Origin of the sequence: Mycolicibacterium brumae (assembly GCF_025215495.1) — a bacterium.
GTDB classification, from domain to species: domain Bacteria; phylum Actinomycetota; class Actinomycetes; order Mycobacteriales; family Mycobacteriaceae; genus Mycobacterium; species Mycobacterium brumae.
The window spans coordinates 3384684-3401091 of the sequence record NZ_CP104302.1; the positions used below are offsets into that span (position 1 = coordinate 3384684).

Below are 16408 nucleotides of genomic sequence, written 5' to 3' on the forward strand. Positions count from 1 at the left end.
CTAGATCTTGGCGACCTGGTTGAAGCCCAGTTCGACAGGTGTTTCGCGCCCGAAGATGGACACCAGCACCTTGAGCTTCTGCTGTTCGGCATTGACTTCGCTGATCGACGCCGGCAGCGTCGCGAACGGGCCGTCCATGACGGTGACGGATTCGCCGACCTCGAAGTCCACCAGGATCTCCGGACGCTCCAGGGTCGCCTCGCTGGAGGCGGCCGCGGCGGCCGTCGACTTGGCGGCCTTCTTCGCGGCGCCCTGCGGCAGCAGGAACTTCACCACGTCGTCCAGCGACAGCGCCGTCGGCCGCGAGGTCGCGCCGACGAAGCCGGTCACACCGGGGGTGTTGCGCACCGCGGACCAGGAATCGTCGGTGAGGTCCATCCGCACCAGGATGTAGCCGGGCAGGACCTTGCGGTTGACCTGCTTGCGCTGCCCGTTCTTGATCTCGGTGACCTCTTCGGTGGGGACCTCCACCTGGAAGATGTAGTCACCGACGTCGAGGTTCTGCACGCGGGTCTCGAGGTTGGCCTTCACCTTGTTCTCGTACCCGGCGTAGGAGTGGATGACATACCAGTCGCCCGGCTTGAGACGCAGCTCCTTCTTGAGCGCAACGGCGGGGTCCAGCTCCTCTTCTTCCGCCGGACTCTCGACAACGGTCTCGTCCACGACATCGACCACGCCGGCCACGTCGTCCGAGTCGGCCGCGGGCGTATCGCCCTCGAAGCTCGTCACGGTTGTCAGTCCTCTCTAAAAAATCGTTGAGTTCGGCGCTTAACCGAACACCATCAGCACCAGCTTGGCCAAGCCGACGTCGGCGAGCGAAATCAGCGTCACCATGAACACCAGGAAGACCAGCACCACCGAGGTGTAGCTGACCATCTGCTTGCGGTTCGGCCAGATCACCTTCCGCAGCTCGGCGACGACCTGCTTCAGATAGTTGATGACGAAGACGATCGGATTGCGCGACGGGCTGTCGGACTTCGCCTTCTTCTTCTTTTTCGGCTTGTCCTTGGCCTTGTCGTCCGCCGCGGCGTCGTCCGTGACGACCTCGGTCGTCTCGACCTCGGCCGATTCGGTGTCGACGTCCGCGGTCAGCGCCCGCCGGCGGGTCCGCTTGCCGGTCGGCCGCGGGGGGGTAATCCCCGGCGTCGTCGACAGGGCAGCAGTGCCCTCACCGTCGGCATCGCCCCGATCGTCGCTCACCCGGTCGCTCCTTTGGTTCACCAGTTGCCATATTCAGTTGAGCAGGGGCGACAGGACTTGAACCTGCAACCTGCGGTTTTGGAGACCGCTGCTCTGCCAGTTGAGCTACGCCCCTCTGTCGAGATGCCCACAAAACTTGCGCGCTCTTCGATCAGTCCATCGAAACGAACCGTCGAACAGCGCGCTTGTTCTGGGAGAACCCCAAGGTCCGAGTGTACAACGGGGTTTATCCCAGGTGCTAATCCACTACCGCCTAATCCGCTACGCGGCTGACCTGACCTGTGGACTTGTCGAACTTGATCTTCGAAGACTCCTCACCCTGCTGGCCCATCAGGGTGGTGAAGGCCTCCATCACCGTCTCGCCGGTGGCGACGTCGATCAGCACGTTCCGGGTGACGACGATATCGGCCCCGAACCGCTCGTCCACCGAATGAATGTGCATGACGGCCTGCAGTTCGTCGCCGACCTTGATCGGCCGGTGGTAGAGGAACTGCTGGTCGACCTGGACGATCTGCATGGTCTCCACGCCGACGTCGACGGTCATGAAGAAGTGCTGCTGAACCTGGTTGGCGATAATCGAGACGAAGGTCAGCGGGGCGAGCACGCCGTCGTACCCCAGTTCCGCGGCCGCGTCGTCGGAGAAGAACGCGTCATCGTCGTTCTGCACCGAGCGCGCGAAGCCGCGGATCTGCTCGCGGGCCACGATGAAGGTGTCGGGGTAGGTGTGCACCATCCCCAGAATGTCGGTTGCCAGCGCCACGGTCAGGCCAGTTTCGCGGTCGCGATGGCGCGCCCGAAGATCTTCTTGCCGCCGGTGGTGGCGTTCAGCGCCAGGGTGACGGACTTGGTCTCCGGATCGACGGACTTGACCCGGCCGTTGAAGACCAGTTCGGCGCCCTTGCCGTCGTTGGGGACCGGCACGACGGCGGTGAACCGCACGTTGTACTCGGTGACCGCGCCCGGGTCGCCGACCCAGTCGGTCACGTAGCCGCCGCCCAGACCCATGGTCAGCATGCCGTGCGCGATGGCGACGTCGAGGCCGACCATCTTGGCGATCTCGTCGTCCCAGTGGATGGGGTTCAGGTCGCCGGAAACGCCGGCGTAGTTCACCAGGTCCTGTCGGGTCAGCGTGTAGACCTTCTCCGGCAACTCATCGCCCGCCTGGACAGAATCGAACTTACGCAGTGCCATCGCTGAAGCCAGCCTCTCCATCTTCTTCTCCACTACGCCCCGCCAACGTGGTGTAGGTCTCCTGAACGACATCACCTTTCGGATCGGTGATGACCAACTTGATGAGGATGACATCGGTGCCGTGCGCCTTGCGCAGCGACTCGACCGTGACGTCCGCGAACAGTTCCATGCCGACAACAAGCGGCTGGAAGGTCTTCACCACCTGATCGACATGGACGATCTGCGCGGTGTGCAGGTCGACTCCGGCCGCGTTGAACATGGCCGTCTCGGCGATCACGCCGAAGCTCGCGGAGTAGGTCGGCGGCGCGATCAGGCCGTCATAGCCCAGTTCGGCGGCCGCGGCCTCGGAGAGGCTCGCCGGGTGCGTCGCCTGAACGGAGCGAACATGCTCCCGGACTTTCTCGCGCTCCACCATGTAGGACTCGGGGTGCCGATAATGGAACCCCACCAAGCTCTCCGCTACCACAGCCTAGAACCTACCCATCTCGATTCCGCGGGCCGACGGTGTTCGCTGAAATCCGGGCCGGCCCCCCAGCGATCAGCGCGATTCGCGGTGCGGCTGGTGACTGCCACAGTTCGGGCAGAACTTCTTCAGCTCCAGCCGATCGGGGTCGTTGCGGCGGTTCTTCTTGGTGATGTAATTACGGTGCTTGCAGGTGTCGCAGGCCAGGGTGATCTTCGGCCGGACATCGGTGCTTGAGGCCATGCTGACTGCCCTCTACTTTCACGTTCTCGGATTGCCTAGTAGCGGTGGGGAGGCTCGATCTCCCGACCTCACGATTATGAGTCGTGCGCTCTAACCAGCTGAGCTACACCGCCCCGATAGCCGCGGGCGGCGCTGCGAGCGCCGCGCGTCCACCGAGCCCCCTAACGGAATCGAACCGTTGACCTTTTCCTTACCATGGAAACGCTCTGCCGACTGAGCTAAGGGGGCCTTCCTTCGTGGCTTCTCCGGCAACGCCGTTAGAAGCCTTATGCAGGGTACAGGCTGCGGCTCAGCTACACCAAACCGCAGGCTGTACCCCTGTTCCGAGTCAGCCCAGCAGCCAGTCGTTGGGGCTGAACAGCTCGCAGTGCAACCTCTCGGCCGGCACTCCCGCGGCGAGCACCTGCTCGCGGACGCCGCGAATGAACGCGTCCGGCCCGCACAGGTACACCTGGGCCTCGGCGGGCGCCGGGACGCCGCGCAGGCTCATCCGGCCGTGGTGCGCGTCGCCCGCGTCGTCCTCGTACCAGAGCTCCAGGTCGGCGTTGGGCAGCGCGGCCACCAGGTCCCGCTGGCGCTGGGCCAGCGGATGCTCGGCCGGGCTGCGGTCGGCGTGGCACACCAGCACCGGAGTCTGCGGCGCGCGCTCGGCCAGGAACTGCAGGATCGAGATCATCGGGGTGATCCCGATGCCGGCCGAGATCAGCATGAGCGAAGTGCCGTCGGTGGCCGGGGTGGGCAGGTCGCCGAACGGCGTGGTCACCTCCAGCAGGTCACCCACCCGCACGTTTGCCCGGATCCAGGTGGACACCTCACCGGCCGGGCAGCCGCCGTCGGCCCGCACCGGTTTGACCGCGAAGGTCAGTTCGTCGCCGTCAATCCCGACCAGGGAGTACTGCCGCAGTTGGCGGGCCCCGTCGGGCAGCGTCACGCCCACCGACACGTACTGGCCGGGCAGCGCGCGGATCCCGGGCGCGGCGACGGTGACCAGCACCACACCCGACGGGTCGTCGACCCGCCCGGACACCCGCAGCCGGTGGAACACATCGCCGGGGGCGACACCGGCGTCGGCGTAGAGCGCGCGCTCCTCGCCGATCAGCGCGTCGGCCATGATCCAGAACACCCGGTCCCAGGCCTCGGCGACGTCTTCGGTCACCACGTCGGCGCCCAGCACCGCCACGATCGCGGCGAACAGGTGCTCGTGCACGATCGGGTACTGCTCGGCGACGATGCCCAGCGAGGTGTGCTTGTGGGCGATCCGGGTCATCAGCTCAGCCGGATGCGGCAGGTCCGGGTCCACCAGGTGGGTGGCGAAGGTCGCCACGGACGCGGCCAGCGCCTTCTGCTGGGCGCCCTGGGCCTGGTTGCCGCGGTTGAACAGGTTGCGGAGCAGCTCCGGGTGCGCGGCGAACATCCGGTTGTAGAACGCGCGGGTGATCTCGTCGATATGGGCGCCCACCAGGGGCAAGGTGGCCCGGATGACTTCGGCGTGCTCAGCGGAGAGTTCGGCGCGTTCGACGGCGACGGTCATGACGGGATCCTTTCGGTGGAGAGCTGCAGGCGCGGCGCCGGCAGCACGACGGGCAGCGGGCTGCTCCCGACGAGTTCGGTGATGGTGTGCCGATCCAGCTCGGCGTAGAAGGCTTCCTTGGCCGCGGCCATCGCGCGGCGCAGCCGGCAGGCCGGCAGCAGCGGGCACGGGCTGTCGCCGTCGCAGTCGATGACCTCGCGGTCACGCTCCAGCTGCCGGACCAGCCAGCCGACCGAGACCTGTCGGCCGGCGTCGGTGAGCGCCAGTCCCCCGCTGCGACCGCGCCGGGTGCGCACCAGGCCGAGTTCGGCCAGTCGCGACACGGCCTTGGCGATGTGGTGCTCGGAGGCGCCGGCGGCCACCGCGATGCCGCGGGTGGTGATCCGCTGCTCCTGCGACTCCCCGGCGGCGAGCAGCATCATCGCTCGCAGGCCGAGATCGGTGAACCGGGTGAGTTGCACGATCCAGGACGCTAGTTAATTCCGCATCTCAGATGCCAGTTTTACGGCTGTGCCGTTGAACACCCACTTTCGTGCGGTTTTTAGACCTGCGGAGTCGCTACTGAGGCCCCCGGATTAGGCTCGCGAACATGGCCTCCGGTGACGACGACCGCCTCTACTTCCGCCAGCTGCTGGCGGGCCGCGACTACGCCGCCGGCGACATGATCGCCACCCAGATGCGAAACTTCGCCTACCTGATCGGCGACCGGGAGACCGGCGAGGCGCTGGTGGTCGATCCGGCGTACGCGGCCGGCGATCTGGTGGACGCCGCCGAAGCCGACGGCATGCGCATCGCCGGAGTGCTGGTCACCCACCACCACCCCGACCACGTGGGTGGCTCGATGATGGGGTTCACCCTCAAGGGACTGGCCGAAATGCTGGAACGCAGCAGTGTCCCGGTGCACGTCAACGCCCTCGAGGCGGACTGGGTCTCCAAGATCACCGGCATCGCGCCCAGCGAGCTGACCAGCCACTCGCACGGGGACGTCGTCTCGGTCGGCGATATCGACATCGAACTGCTGCACACCCCCGGGCACACACCGGGCAGTCAGTGCTTCCTGGTCGACGGCCGGTTGGTCGCCGGCGACACGCTGTTCCTGGAGGGCTGCGGGCGCACCGATTTCCCCGGCGGCGACGTCGACGCCATGTTCGGCAGCCTGCAGCAACTGGCCGCGCTGCCCGGCGACCCGACGGTGTTCCCCGGGCACTGGTATTCCGCGGAGCCCAGCGCGGGGCTGGAAGAGGTCAAGCGCAGCAATTACGTGTACCGGGCGTCGAGCCTGCCGCAGTGGCGCGCCCTGATGGGCGGCTAGTCGCAAGCAAAACCGGTAGCTCCTTTGCGTGGCCCGTAGCTCCTTTGCGGGGATAGGGCCTCGAGCGGCCTGCTGCTGCTCGAGCGGCCATCGATGCACACAAAAGCCCAGGACAGCTCCGCGCGCAGCGGACACCATGGGGCGCTCGTGCCCTATCGGGCCGCTCGCGGGCGATATTGTGCGGGATCGGGCCACTCGAGGGCGATTCCGTGCCGAAACTGACCGCTCGACACGAGACGCCGGGCCCCATCCCGCGCCAGTTAGCTGCGCGGCATTGCACTCAGCCGGCCGCGACGGCGAAGGCGCTGCCGGCCTGCCACTGGTCCCACGGCACACTCCAGTCGCCACCCTGCTCCAGGGTCAGCGCCGGGCCGCCGGTGTTCTTCACCTCGACGATGTCGCCGGGCTGGGCGAAGTTGTAGAACCACTGGGCGTTCTCGCCGGAGAGGTTCAGGCAACCGTGGCTGACGTTGGTGTTGCCCTGCGCCCAGACCGTGTCGTTGAGCTGATGCAGGTAGATGCCGTTGGTGCTGATCCGGGTGGCCCACGGGATGGTCAGCTTGTACCCCAGCCACGAGTTCACCGGGACGCCGTAGGTGGAGGAGTCCATCACCACCGACTCGGCCTTGTCGAAGACGCTGTAGATCCCGGGCGGGGTCCAGTACGTCAGCGTCTGGCCGGCGATCTGTTCGACGCCGCCCTTGCCCATCGACGTCGGCATGGAGCGCACCAGCTGGTGGTTCTCGAAGGAGTGCACGATCTTGTCGACGTCGTCGACGATGCTGACCCGGCGCGGGCCGATCAGGAAGGACACCTTCTCGTCCTGGGCGCCGTAGACGCCGTCACCGAGCGGGACGCCGTACATCGGGGCGTCGACCGTGACGCGGGCGCCGGCCGGGTAGTAGTCGCGCGGGCGCCAGTGCGCGGTCTGGTCGTTGACCCAGTTCCACGAGCCCTCCACTGCCGGGACCGAGGTGACCTTCATCCTGGCCTCGGCGGCCGCGCGATTGGCGACCGGGCTGTCGAACCGGGCGGAGATCACCGCGCCGACGCCGTAGGTGGCGCCCTCGCTGATCAGGTTGCCCGAGCTCATCCGCAGGTAGAGGTAGCTCTGCGCGTCCGGGGACACGGTGCGGAACGACGAGACCTTCTTGGTCGGGGTTTCGCCGGGCCCGACGGCCGTGGTGGTCAGCGTGTAGCCGCGGCCGTAGCCGAGCTGGGTGTCCGGCGTCCAGCTGAGCCGGTCGGCGGACAGCGTTCCGGGCACCTCGACGCCGGCGTCGTTGACCATGCTGACGTTCTTCAGCGTCCCGGTGCGCGCCGCGACGCGCACCGGCGCGGCGGGCGACACGCCCTTGGAGCCATCGGCGGGCATCACGGCCAGCTTCGCCGGCCCGGGGGTCACGACGACGGCGACCGGGTGACTGGCGTTGGCGACATCGGCGCAGCGCCCCTGGCACTCCGGCAGCCAGGTGACCAGCACCCCACCGGCGATCACCAGCACGCCCAGGAAAGCGGCGAGCCAGGCTCCGACCAGACGACGATTCACGCGCAAAACAGCCAACTCCATTGTGATTTCGTTTGATTCGGCCGGGATTGCCCCGCCGGCCGTGACCTAGATACTAGCCGCCGGTGACCCCCGATGACGATCGAGGGAAAACGTCATGTCCGTCACGATCCGGGAGAGGTCTCAACTCCCGGGCATGAACCCGGCGCCCCACTCCGGGGAGGCCTGCCGCGCATAGGCGACCAGGCTGTCGATCGGGAACCCGTAGGCGCCGCGGGTGGCGCCACTGTCCGGATCGGCGAAATGCCCGATGGTGATGCCGTAGAGCATCGGACCGGCGTCGGTGTCGGCAAACCACGGCGATCCGCTGTCGCCGTGTTCGGCAAGCAATGTCGATCGCATCACCGAGTAGCGGGGGAACTCCTCGTCGACGTCGACCGAGGTGATCTCACCCTCGGTGCCGGCGGTGGTGCTGCCGTACTTGGCCACCGCGTCCCCCGGGCGAGGATTGCCGTATCGGGTGAAGAACCCGTCGGCGATCTCGACGCGAGAATCCAGCTCCAGCACGGTGACCCCGAACCCCTCGGCGATGTTCTCGGAGTCCGGGTAGTGCGCGACGACCTCGCCGATCAAGCCGCCGTTCTTGGTGTAGACGCCCTCCCCCGGGCCATCGGCGCAGTGCCCGGCGGTCACCGCGAGGCGTTTGCCCGCGTCGTTTCCGGCGAGGAACCCCAGCGTGCAGGCCGAGCCGCTGGAGAGCTGGATCTCCATGCCGGGGGCGACCTGCACCCGGGCCTGGGCGAGCGGCGCCGGGGCCAGCGCCGCGCACAGCAGCACCGCGCAGATCGACGCGGGCCACCTCATGGAGGTGAGGGTAGACCGCGCTCACGCCAGCCCGACGACGAACTGGAGGACCGGTTAGATCATGCGATCGGCGCTGCGCCGCGCCACACCGACGGATTTACAGTCCGCTCCCAGTGCGGCAACCTTGGATCAGCCCCCCGTAATGGTGCTGCACTTCACCAAAAGGGTGCTACCCTTAGTTCGTGCGGATCAAAATCGCACCAAGCGCCCGACAGCATGGCATCACCGATGAGGAGATACGCGCGGTCGTCACTTTTCCGATCGCACGACAGGCCATACCCGCTCGCCGTTACCACGCCGACCTGTTCCTATACGCAGGATCGGTGAACGACCACCAACCGCACATCGAAGTCATCGCAGACCACATCGACCAAGCCGTCGCGGTTGCCTTCCACGCGATGTTGCTTCGCCCCAGCACCTATGAAACCCATCTAAACGGACTCTTCACGCCCCGATACGCGGCCCAACGATTCTGAGACAGGAGGCGCCAGCACCATGACCCGACACCGCCTGACCGATGCCGAATACGCCGAGATGGCTGCCGACTATGCGGCGAACCCACTGCGGTCCGACGAAATGGTCGGACCTGTCGTGATCAACCCCGACCATCCCGACGTCGCCGTACTGCGCACCGGTCGGCCGGCAGGTGGCGGCACCCCGCAGGGCCGCACCCCGACGACCTCCGTCCGATTGCCCGTAGACATCAAGACAAGACTCGATGCTCAAGCGGTCGCGGAAGACGTCAAGCCTGCCGAGATCATCCGGCGCGCCCTTATCGAATACCTCGAGCGCCACACCGCCTGAAGCGAGCCCCCGACAAAGTCAGGCCCCCTCGCAAGGGGGCCTGACTTCTGGTGGCAGGTACAGGATTCGAACCTGTGTAGGCGTTAGCCGACGGATTTACAGTCCGCTCCCATTGGCCGCTCGGGCAACCTGCCGGGTTAGTCGCACTGCGCGCGGGGAACCCCGGGCGTGGTGCGACTAGCAGGGTACAAGAGGATGTACCCAGAACGAAAACGCCCCGGTCCATGAGCCGGCGAAGCAGAGAGGACGGGTCCATGGCGGATTCATCGTTTGACATCGTGAGCAAGGTCGACCGCCAGGAGGTCGACAACGCGCTGAACCAGGCGGCCAAGGAACTCTCCACCCGATTCGACTTCCGCGGCACCGACACCACCATCGCCTGGAAGGGCGACGAGGCGATCGAGATGACCAGCTCCACCGAAGAACGACTCAAGGCCGCCATCGACGTGTTCAAGGAGAAGCTGGTCCGCCGGGACATCTCGATGAAGGCGTTCGACGCCGGCGACCCGCAGCCCAGCGGCAAGATCTTCCGCCTGACCGGCACTCTGAAGCAGGGCATCAGCAGCGAGGACGCCAAGAAGATCAACAAGCTGATCCGCGACGAGGGCCCCAAGGGCGTCAAGACGCAGACCCAGGGCGAGGAGATCCGGGTCAGCTCCAAGAAGCGCGACGATCTGCAGGCCGTCCAGGCGCTGCTGCGCGGGGCCGACCTCGACGTGGCGCTGCAGTTCGTCAACTACCGGTAGGGAACCGGAGGCCCGGTTCCACTGAGTGGAACCGGGCGTTGTCCCGGGCGCCGTCCGCGCCGACGATCGGTTTCCAGCCACGCGCCCGCGGGGCCAGAACCGCCCCGGAGGCGACGCCATGCGCAAGCCCACCCGTCTTGTCCCACTGACCGGCGCCGCGTTGATCGCAGCCGCGCTGATGTCGGTCACGCCCGCGCACGCAGGCACCGCCGACGACCTGCGCACCCGGGTGGACGGCGCCCGCGCGTCCGCCGGGTGCGCGCCACTCGCCTGGACCACCGAGGGAGCGACGGTGGCCTGGTACAGCTCGTGGATCAACGCCGACTACAACATCGCGCACGCAAAAACCTCCGACGCGCTCTTCGCGCCCTTGCCACCCATCGACCTGCACACCAATCCGCAGACGGACCCGATCGGCGCGCTGGCGGCCGTGAACGTGACCGCCGACCGGGCCGTCGTCATCGACCAGAGCGGCAGCCGCGACCGCTACGCCGTCGACATGTTGATGGGCAAGGCCGCCGAGGCCATCGCCGACTGCGGCTACGACACCTTCGGGGTCGGCAACTTCCGCAATGACAACGCCGACCTCAGCAGCGTCGCGGTCGCGCTCTACACCGCGCACAAGGAAGACCCCGTCACCGGAACCGGCGCCGACGGCATCCAGGTCGACGACAGGGCCGAGGTGAATCCGGAGATCGGCCGCGAGTGGAGCAAGTCGACGGCCACCTACAACTTGCGCGCCGAGGGCTTGCCGTGGGCCCGCATCAACATCGCTTACCTCGGCGACGACAATAAGTTCGTCCAGGAGAACAACATCGACGTCACCGTCGGGTGGTCGTGGACCCGGACCGGGAAGGTCATCGACGCGCCATGGCTGACGGTGTCGGCCACCAGCGCGGGGCCGGCGGGCCTCAAGCTGACCTGCTCGGTGACCTCCGATTCGCCCACCGAATTGGTCAACGGGCCATCGGCGGACAAGTCGGGGACCATCGAGTTCGCGGGTGGGATCACACCGCAGCCAGCCAAGCCCTGCGGGTGAGGGCCGCCTGCTGACTACCCTGGGACCCGGCATTACCGGGTCCAAGCGAGGCGGGAAACATGGGCACAGAGGTCGAAGTCGTCATCGTCGGCGCGGGGATTTCCGGCCTGGGCGCCGCCTACCGGCTGATCGAGAGGAATCCCGGCAAGCGCTACGTCGTGCTGGAACGCCGGGACCGCATCGGCGGCACCTGGGACCTGTTCCGCTATCCCGGGGTGCGCTCGGACAGCTCGATCTTCACGCTCAGCTACCCATACGAGCCGTGGACGCATCCGGAGGGCGTGGCCGACGGAGACGACATCCGCAACTACCTGACCGATTTCGCCGCCAAGTACGGCATCGACCGGCACATCCGGTTCGGCGCCCGGGTGATCTCGGCGGACTGGGACTCGCGTTCCGACACCTGGCTGGTGGGCTATGAGCAGGACGGCCAGACCCATCAGGTCCGGTCCCGGTTCGTGTTCTTCGGCAGCGGCTACTACAACTACGACGAGCCCTACGTCCCGGAGTTCCCGTCGCTGTCGTCGTTCGCCGGGACCGTCGTCAACCCGCAGCACTGGCCCGAGGACCTGGACTACGCCGGGAAGCGCGTCGTGGTGATCGGCAGCGGCGCCACCGCGATCACGCTGGTGCCCGCGCTGACCGATCGGGCCGACAAGGTCGTCATGCTGCAGCGGTCGCCGACCTACATCTTCGCCCTGCCGCGGGTGAACCCCGCCATCGACGCGGTGCGCAGGGTGCTGCCGCGGCGGGCGTCGCACTGGGTCGCCAAGTGGTACGCCGCGCTGTTCGAGGGCCTGGTGTTCCTGCTGTGCCGGCTGTTCCCCCGCGCCATGCGGGCGATGATCCGCCGGCACGTCATCACCAAACTGCCCGACGGCTATCCCGTCGACCTGCACTTCAAACCGCGCTACAACCCGTGGGACCAGCGGTTGTGCCTGGACGCCGACGCCGATCTGCTCAGCGCAGTGTCCGCCGGCCGCGCCGAGATCGTCACCGACCAGATCGAGCGGTTCGACGCCACCGGGATCTGGCTGCAGTCCGGCCGGCATCTGGCCGCAGACGTCGTGGTGACCGCTACCGGACTGCGCCTGCAGGCGCTCGGCGGCATCCGGATCACCGTCGACGGCGTCGAGGTCGCCCCGCAGGACCGCTTCGTCTACAAGGCCTACCTGCTGGAGGACGTGCCGAACCTGGCCTGGTGCCTGGGCTACACCAACGCGTCGTGGACCCTGCGCTCAGACCTGACCGCGCAGAAGTTCTCGAAGCTGGTGTCGCACATGGATTCTCACGGTTACACCCACGCCTACCCGCACCTGCGCGGCGCCACCATGCGGGAGAAACTGTCCTGGGACATCAACGCCGGATACGTGCGGCGGGACGCGCACGCGCTGCCGAAGTCAGGCACCCGTCGGCCGTGGAATGTGCGGCAGAACTACGTCTTCGACGCCATCGACCACCGGGTCGATCGGATCGACGAGCACATGGTGTTCGGCGGTTGCCGTCCGGACCGGACCGAGGCGAACCGCGCAGGCTCGGCCTCCTCCGACGCTCGATAGCGAGTTTGCCAACTTCCCGCGCGGGAGACGCCGCCGTCATAGCCTGATCGGCATGTCGGGAGATCATCGCGAACCCAAGGTAGTTGTCCTCGGCGGCGGGTCCTGGGGGACCACCGTCGCCTCCATCTGCGCGCGGCGCGGGGAGACGCTGCAGTGGATGCGCTCGGCGGACACCGCCGCCGACATCAACGAGAACCACCGCAACTCGGCCTACATCGGCGACGAGGCGGTGCTGCCGGACACCCTGCGGGCCACCACCGACTTCACCGAGGCGGCCAATTGCGCCGACGTCATCGTGATGGCGGTGCCCTCGCACGGCTTCCGCGGCGTGCTGGTGGAACTGGCCAAGGAACTGCGGCCGTGGGTTCCGGTGGTGTCCCTGGTCAAGGGCCTGGAGCAGGGCACCAACCTGCGGATGAGCCAGATCGTGGAAGAGGTGCTGCCCGGGCATCCGGCCGGCATCCTGGCCGGGCCGAACATCGCCCGCGAGGTCGCCGAGGGCTACGCGGCCGCGGCGGTGCTGGCCATGCCCGACCAGAACCTGGCCGCCACGCTGGCAAAGCTGTTCCGCACCAAGCGATTCCGCACCTACACCACCGACGACGTGATCGGCGTGGAGATGGCCGGCGCGTTGAAGAACGTCTACGCGATCGCCGTCGGGATGGGGTACTCACTGGGGATCGGCGAGAACACCCGCGCCATGGTGATGGCGCGCGCGGTCCGGGAGATGTCGAAATTGGGCGAGGCCGTCGGCGGCCACCGCGACACCTTCGCCGGCCTGGCCGGCATGGGCGACCTGATCGTCACCTGCACCTCCAAGCGCAGCCGTAACCGGCACGTCGGCGAGGAACTCGGCTCCGGCAAGACGGTCGAGGAGATCATCGCCTCGATGAACCAGGTCGCCGAAGGCGTGAAGGCGGCCAGCGTGATCATGGAGTTCGCCGACGAGTACGGGCTGAACATGCCGATCGCCCGCGAGGTCGACGCGGTGATCAACCACGGCGCGTCTGTCGAGCAGGCCTACCGCGGGCTGATCGCAGAGAAGCCCGGGCACGAGGTGTACGGCACCGGGTTCTGACTCAGTTGAAGTACGGGTTGGTGCCCTCCGGGCGGTCCAGCAGCGGGTTCACCGCGCCGTAGCTGTAGGTGCCGGCCGAACTGATCACGAAGCCGGTCTGGTCGAAGCTGTTGTCGCACACCACGCCGCCGGCCACCACGCCGCAGCTGATGGTGCCGGTACCGATCCGGGTGCCCTCGCCGAGTTCCTGCGGAGTGCCGTCGAAGTGGAAGAGCGGCCGGTCGGCGGCGGAGAAGCCCGGCTCCCCCGCCGCGCCGCCCGTGACGGTGTTCGCGCCGTTGGGCGCCCCGGGCATGGTTCCGCTGCAGCCGTAGCTGCGCGAGGTCTTGCTCACCACGCAGTTCACCCCGACCGGCGCGCTGAAGGCGTAGATGCCGTCGGCGACGGTGAAGGGCACCGGGGACACCGGCGTCAGCCCCTGCACGCTCGGCGGCGCGGGCGCCGGGGCCGGTTCCGGGTCGGCGGAGGCCGCGGGCATGCTCACCGCGGCCGCCGTGATCGCCAGTCCTGCCAGCGCTCTGCTCAACACCTTCGTCACCCTAGGCCCTCCCGCTCGTCTCCGCAGCCGCAGTCGCGCGCGACGGATATGATCCAGCGGTTCCGGTGTCCTCAACCGGACCTCGGGGGAGGACCACCAGCGTGCGCACATCCATCGCTTCGCTCACGATGACCATCGCCGTCGCCGCAAGCGCCGTTACCGCAGGATCCGCTGCTTTGCCTGATTTGGCGGTGTCCACCCAGCCGGTGTCGCTGAGCGCGCTGATCATCCAGGGCAGCTCCACGAACCAGGGCGGCGACGGGATCGCCGAGTTCTACGGCGGCCGGTTCACCGAGAACCTGGCCGAGGACATCCGCACGATCAACTTCCTGACCGGCCCGTACGGCATCCTTCGGGAACTGCGGGTCGAGCGTGGTGGAGACCCCGACGTGGTGCTGTCCTCCGGGTGGGGAGCCGCCAACGCGAGCCTGCTGCTCGCGCACCTGTCGGCCACCGGTGACCCGCTGCTCACGGACAGCACCTGGGTGCTGGACAACAACGTCGCCAATCCCAACGGCGGCTTCGGGACCCGGTATCCGCTGTTCGCGCTGATCGGGGTGAATCCGCTGCCCACCGGGACTCCAGCGCTGCCCGACGGGCCGACGGTGATTTCGACCGCCACCGAGTACGACATCAACAGCAACGCCCCGAAGTACATCCTCAACCCGGTCGCGGACCTCAACTCGCTGGCCACCTACCTGAGCGGACGGCTCGGTCAAGGGTCGCTCACGCTGCCGGTGCGCGACGACGGCTCCCCGGGCTGCGACGCCCCCTGCGCCACCACCCTGAACGACGACGGCTCAACCGCTGTCGCGTTCACCGCCGACGGCCGGTCGATGCGCGCAACCGTCCGGAAGGTCAACGGCGTCACCTACGTCGGCTACCACACCGACGAGCTTCCGCTGCTCGCGCCGCTGCGCGGCGTCGGCGGGGACACCGGCAAGAAGCTGGCCGACGCCCTGTAACCCTCGCTGCGGGCCGTCGTGAACTACGGCTACCCGGACAACGACCCGCTGGGCAACCCGGGCGACTACCAACCGGCCGGGCTGGTCCCGTCGCTGCGGGAGACGCGGACCTTCCTGCGGAATTTCCGCGACGGGGTGCGCCAAGGGCTGGGCACGCTGACCGACAACGGCCCGGCCGGCCGCGCCGGTTCGAATCGCGAGACTTCCCGGCCGCTTCAGTCGCTGGTAGCCGGCCTCTCGGACGGCCGGAGCAACGCCGAGAAGCCCAAGCTCGTCACCGCCACCCGCGAGGTGGTGCGGAAGGCCGCCAAGGCGCTGGGTCTGGACCGCCGGGCCAAGCCGACGTCGTCCGACACCGAATAGCGCTCGCTCAGTAGCCGCCGGGCGGCCGGTAGCCCCGCTCGCCGGCCATGTTCTCCAGCCGGCGGATGCGGTCCTCCATGGGCGGGTGGGTGGCGAACAATTTGCCCAGCTTCTCCCCGGCCCGGAACGGGCTGGCAATCATCAGGTGGGCCTGGTCGGCCAGCTCGGGCTCCGGCGGCAGCGGCGCGCGCTGCACTCCCCCGGAGATCTTGCGCAGCGCCGACGCCAGCGCCAGCGGGTCGCCGGTCAGCTCGGCGCCGGACTGGTCGGCCTGGTACTCCCGCGACCGGGACACCGCCAGCCGCACCACCGTCGCGGCGATCGGCCCGAGCAGTTGGATCAGCAGCAACGCCAGCGGATTTCCGCCGCCCTGGCCGTTGCCGCGGCTGAACATCCCGGCGAAGAACGCCAGGTTCGCCAGCGCGGTGATCACCGAGGCCATCGCCCCGGCCACGCAGGAGATCAGGATGTCGCGGTTGTAGACGTGCGAGAGCTCATGGCCCAGCACGGCGCGCAATTCGCGCTCATCGAGCATGTTCAGGATGCCGGTGGTGCAGCAGACCGCCGCGTTGCGCGGGTTGCGGCCGGTGGCGAACGCGTTCGGGTTGGCGGTGTCGGAGATGTAGAGCCGCGGCATCGGCTGGTGCGCGGTGGTGGCCAGCTCGCGGACGATGCGGTAGATCGCCGGCGCCTGCACCTCGGTGACCGGCTGCGCGTGCATCGCCTTGAGCGCCAGCTTGTCGCTGTTGAAGTAGGTGTAGAAGTTGGTGGCCAGCGCGAACGCCAGCGCCACCCAGATCCAGATCGTGTTGCCGGTCGCCGAAGCGAACATCGCGCCGACCAGCCCGATGAGGGCGGTGAAGCCGACGAGCAGCACAAACGTCTTGATGCGGTTCCCGGCGGGGTGCCAATGCATCGAAATACCTCCTGAAGACTCGCTGCTTCAACGCCGAGTATGACCGCAGGGGTTCCCCGGTGTGACGCGACTGGCGAACCGGGTCAGCG

Annotated in this window: 21 protein-coding genes and 4 tRNA genes; 9 read left to right on the plus strand and 16 right to left on the minus strand. The window is 67.7% G+C overall.

Features of this window, described 5'->3' with window-relative positions:
* From nusG to L2Z93_RS16530, 11 genes are all read right to left on the minus strand, one after another.
* Complete coding sequence (nusG, locus tag L2Z93_RS16480) at positions 1-729, minus strand: transcription termination/antitermination protein NusG (protein ID WP_090588424.1); 729 nt, start codon at positions 727-729, stop codon at positions 1-3.
* Between the two features lie 39 nt (positions 730-768).
* Positions 769-1200, minus strand: a complete 432-nt coding sequence (secE, locus tag L2Z93_RS16485; RefSeq protein WP_370745867.1) for a preprotein translocase subunit SecE — start codon at positions 1198-1200, stop codon at positions 769-771.
* A gap of 42 nt (positions 1201-1242) precedes the next feature.
* Positions 1243-1315, minus strand: a tRNA-Trp gene (locus tag L2Z93_RS16490).
* A gap of 138 nt (positions 1316-1453) precedes the next feature.
* Positions 1454-1960 carry a (3R)-hydroxyacyl-ACP dehydratase subunit HadC gene (gene hadC / locus L2Z93_RS16495; protein WP_090588430.1) on the minus strand — a complete coding sequence of 169 codons (507 nt, stop codon included), beginning with the start codon at positions 1958-1960 and terminating at the stop codon, positions 1454-1456.
* A 2-nt stretch (positions 1961-1962) separates the two neighbouring features.
* Positions 1963-2391: a (3R)-hydroxyacyl-ACP dehydratase subunit HadB gene (hadB, locus tag L2Z93_RS16500; RefSeq protein ID WP_090588433.1), complete on the minus strand. Its 429-nt coding sequence runs from the start codon at positions 2389-2391 to the stop codon at positions 1963-1965.
* Positions 2378-2857 (minus strand): FAS1-like dehydratase domain-containing protein, encoded by a 480-nt coding sequence (locus L2Z93_RS16505; protein WP_260575453.1) that lies wholly within the window; start codon positions 2855-2857, stop codon positions 2378-2380. Before L2Z93_RS16505 ends, hadB begins: the two co-directional genes overlap by 14 nt.
* Positions 2858-2929: 72 nt before the next feature.
* Positions 2930-3097, minus strand: coding sequence for a 50S ribosomal protein L33 (rpmG, locus tag L2Z93_RS16510; RefSeq protein WP_090588439.1), 168 nt, complete (start codon positions 3095-3097; stop codon positions 2930-2932).
* Between the two features lie 39 nt (positions 3098-3136).
* Positions 3137-3210 (minus strand) — tRNA-Met (locus L2Z93_RS16515).
* Positions 3211-3252: 42 nt separating this feature from the next.
* Positions 3253-3325 (minus strand) — tRNA-Thr (locus L2Z93_RS16520).
* Positions 3326-3425: 100 nt separating this feature from the next.
* Positions 3426-4628, minus strand: a complete 1203-nt coding sequence (locus L2Z93_RS16525; protein ID WP_090588442.1) for a globin domain-containing protein — start codon at positions 4626-4628, stop codon at positions 3426-3428.
* The gene (locus L2Z93_RS16530) at positions 4625-5089 is read right to left on the minus strand and encodes an RrF2 family transcriptional regulator (protein ID WP_090588446.1); all 465 of its coding nucleotides are present in this window, start codon (positions 5087-5089) and stop codon (positions 4625-4627) included. The genes L2Z93_RS16525 and L2Z93_RS16530 overlap by 4 nt, the downstream gene beginning before the upstream one ends.
* A gap of 128 nt (positions 5090-5217) precedes the next feature.
* Here L2Z93_RS16530 and L2Z93_RS16535 point away from each other — a divergent pair, with 128 nt between their 5' ends.
* Positions 5218-5940, plus strand: a complete 723-nt coding sequence (locus L2Z93_RS16535) for an MBL fold metallo-hydrolase (protein ID WP_090588449.1) — start codon at positions 5218-5220, stop codon at positions 5938-5940.
* A 280-nt stretch (positions 5941-6220) separates the two neighbouring features.
* On the opposite strand, the gene L2Z93_RS16540 is transcribed toward L2Z93_RS16535, so the two are convergent.
* Positions 6221-7510: a L,D-transpeptidase gene (locus tag L2Z93_RS16540; protein WP_090588452.1), complete on the minus strand. Its 1290-nt coding sequence runs from the start codon at positions 7508-7510 to the stop codon at positions 6221-6223.
* Between the two features lie 120 nt (positions 7511-7630).
* The gene (locus L2Z93_RS16545) at positions 7631-8311 is read right to left on the minus strand and encodes a S1 family peptidase (protein ID WP_128111842.1); all 681 of its coding nucleotides are present in this window, start codon (positions 8309-8311) and stop codon (positions 7631-7633) included.
* Between the two features lie 182 nt (positions 8312-8493).
* On the opposite strand from L2Z93_RS16545, the gene L2Z93_RS16550 reads away from it, so the two are divergent.
* Positions 8494-8787: a hypothetical protein gene (locus tag L2Z93_RS16550; protein ID WP_128111841.1), complete on the plus strand. Its 294-nt coding sequence runs from the start codon at positions 8494-8496 to the stop codon at positions 8785-8787.
* 19 nt (positions 8788-8806) lie between these two features.
* Positions 8807-9115 (plus strand): CopG family ribbon-helix-helix protein, encoded by a 309-nt coding sequence (locus L2Z93_RS16555; RefSeq protein ID WP_090588459.1) that lies wholly within the window; start codon positions 8807-8809, stop codon positions 9113-9115.
* A 48-nt stretch (positions 9116-9163) separates the two neighbouring features.
* Here L2Z93_RS16555 and L2Z93_RS16560 read toward each other — a convergent pair.
* Positions 9164-9249, minus strand: a tRNA-Tyr gene (locus tag L2Z93_RS16560).
* 120 nt (positions 9250-9369) lie between these two features.
* Between L2Z93_RS16560 and L2Z93_RS16565 the strand changes: the two genes are divergently transcribed.
* The 4 genes from L2Z93_RS16565 (at position 9370) to L2Z93_RS16580 (ending at position 13537) form a co-directional block, all read left to right on the plus strand.
* Positions 9370-9861, plus strand: a complete 492-nt coding sequence (locus L2Z93_RS16565) for a YajQ family cyclic di-GMP-binding protein (protein ID WP_090588462.1) — start codon at positions 9370-9372, stop codon at positions 9859-9861.
* A 118-nt stretch (positions 9862-9979) separates the two neighbouring features.
* A complete protein-coding gene (locus L2Z93_RS16570) occupies positions 9980-10900 on the plus strand; it encodes a hypothetical protein (protein ID WP_090588465.1) in 921 nt (306 codons plus the stop codon).
* Positions 10901-10959: 59 nt separating this feature from the next.
* Positions 10960-12459: a flavin-containing monooxygenase gene (locus tag L2Z93_RS16575; RefSeq protein ID WP_090588467.1), complete on the plus strand. Its 1500-nt coding sequence runs from the start codon at positions 10960-10962 to the stop codon at positions 12457-12459.
* A 52-nt stretch (positions 12460-12511) separates the two neighbouring features.
* Positions 12512-13537 carry an NAD(P)H-dependent glycerol-3-phosphate dehydrogenase gene (locus L2Z93_RS16580; RefSeq protein WP_090588470.1) on the plus strand — a complete coding sequence of 342 codons (1026 nt, stop codon included), beginning with the start codon at positions 12512-12514 and terminating at the stop codon, positions 13535-13537.
* Between the two features lies 1 nt (position 13538).
* Here L2Z93_RS16580 and L2Z93_RS16585 read toward each other — a convergent pair whose 3' ends face one another.
* On the minus strand, positions 13539-14066 hold the full coding sequence (locus L2Z93_RS16585; protein ID WP_090588886.1) for a hypothetical protein: 528 nt from the start codon (positions 14064-14066) through the stop codon (positions 13539-13541).
* Positions 14067-14251: 185 nt separating this feature from the next.
* On the opposite strand from L2Z93_RS16585, the gene L2Z93_RS16590 reads away from it, so the two are divergent.
* Positions 14252-15040, plus strand: coding sequence for a PE-PPE domain-containing protein (locus L2Z93_RS16590; RefSeq protein ID WP_162561895.1), 789 nt, complete (start codon positions 14252-14254; stop codon positions 15038-15040).
* A gap of 18 nt (positions 15041-15058) precedes the next feature.
* Positions 15059-15403: a hypothetical protein gene (locus tag L2Z93_RS16595; protein WP_090588475.1), complete on the plus strand. Its 345-nt coding sequence runs from the start codon at positions 15059-15061 to the stop codon at positions 15401-15403.
* Positions 15404-15410: 7 nt separating this feature from the next.
* On the opposite strand, the gene htpX is transcribed toward L2Z93_RS16595, so the two are convergent.
* Positions 15411-16319, minus strand: coding sequence for a zinc metalloprotease HtpX (gene htpX / locus L2Z93_RS16600; RefSeq protein WP_090588477.1), 909 nt, complete (start codon positions 16317-16319; stop codon positions 15411-15413).
* Positions 16320-16408 lie beyond the last annotated feature (89 nt).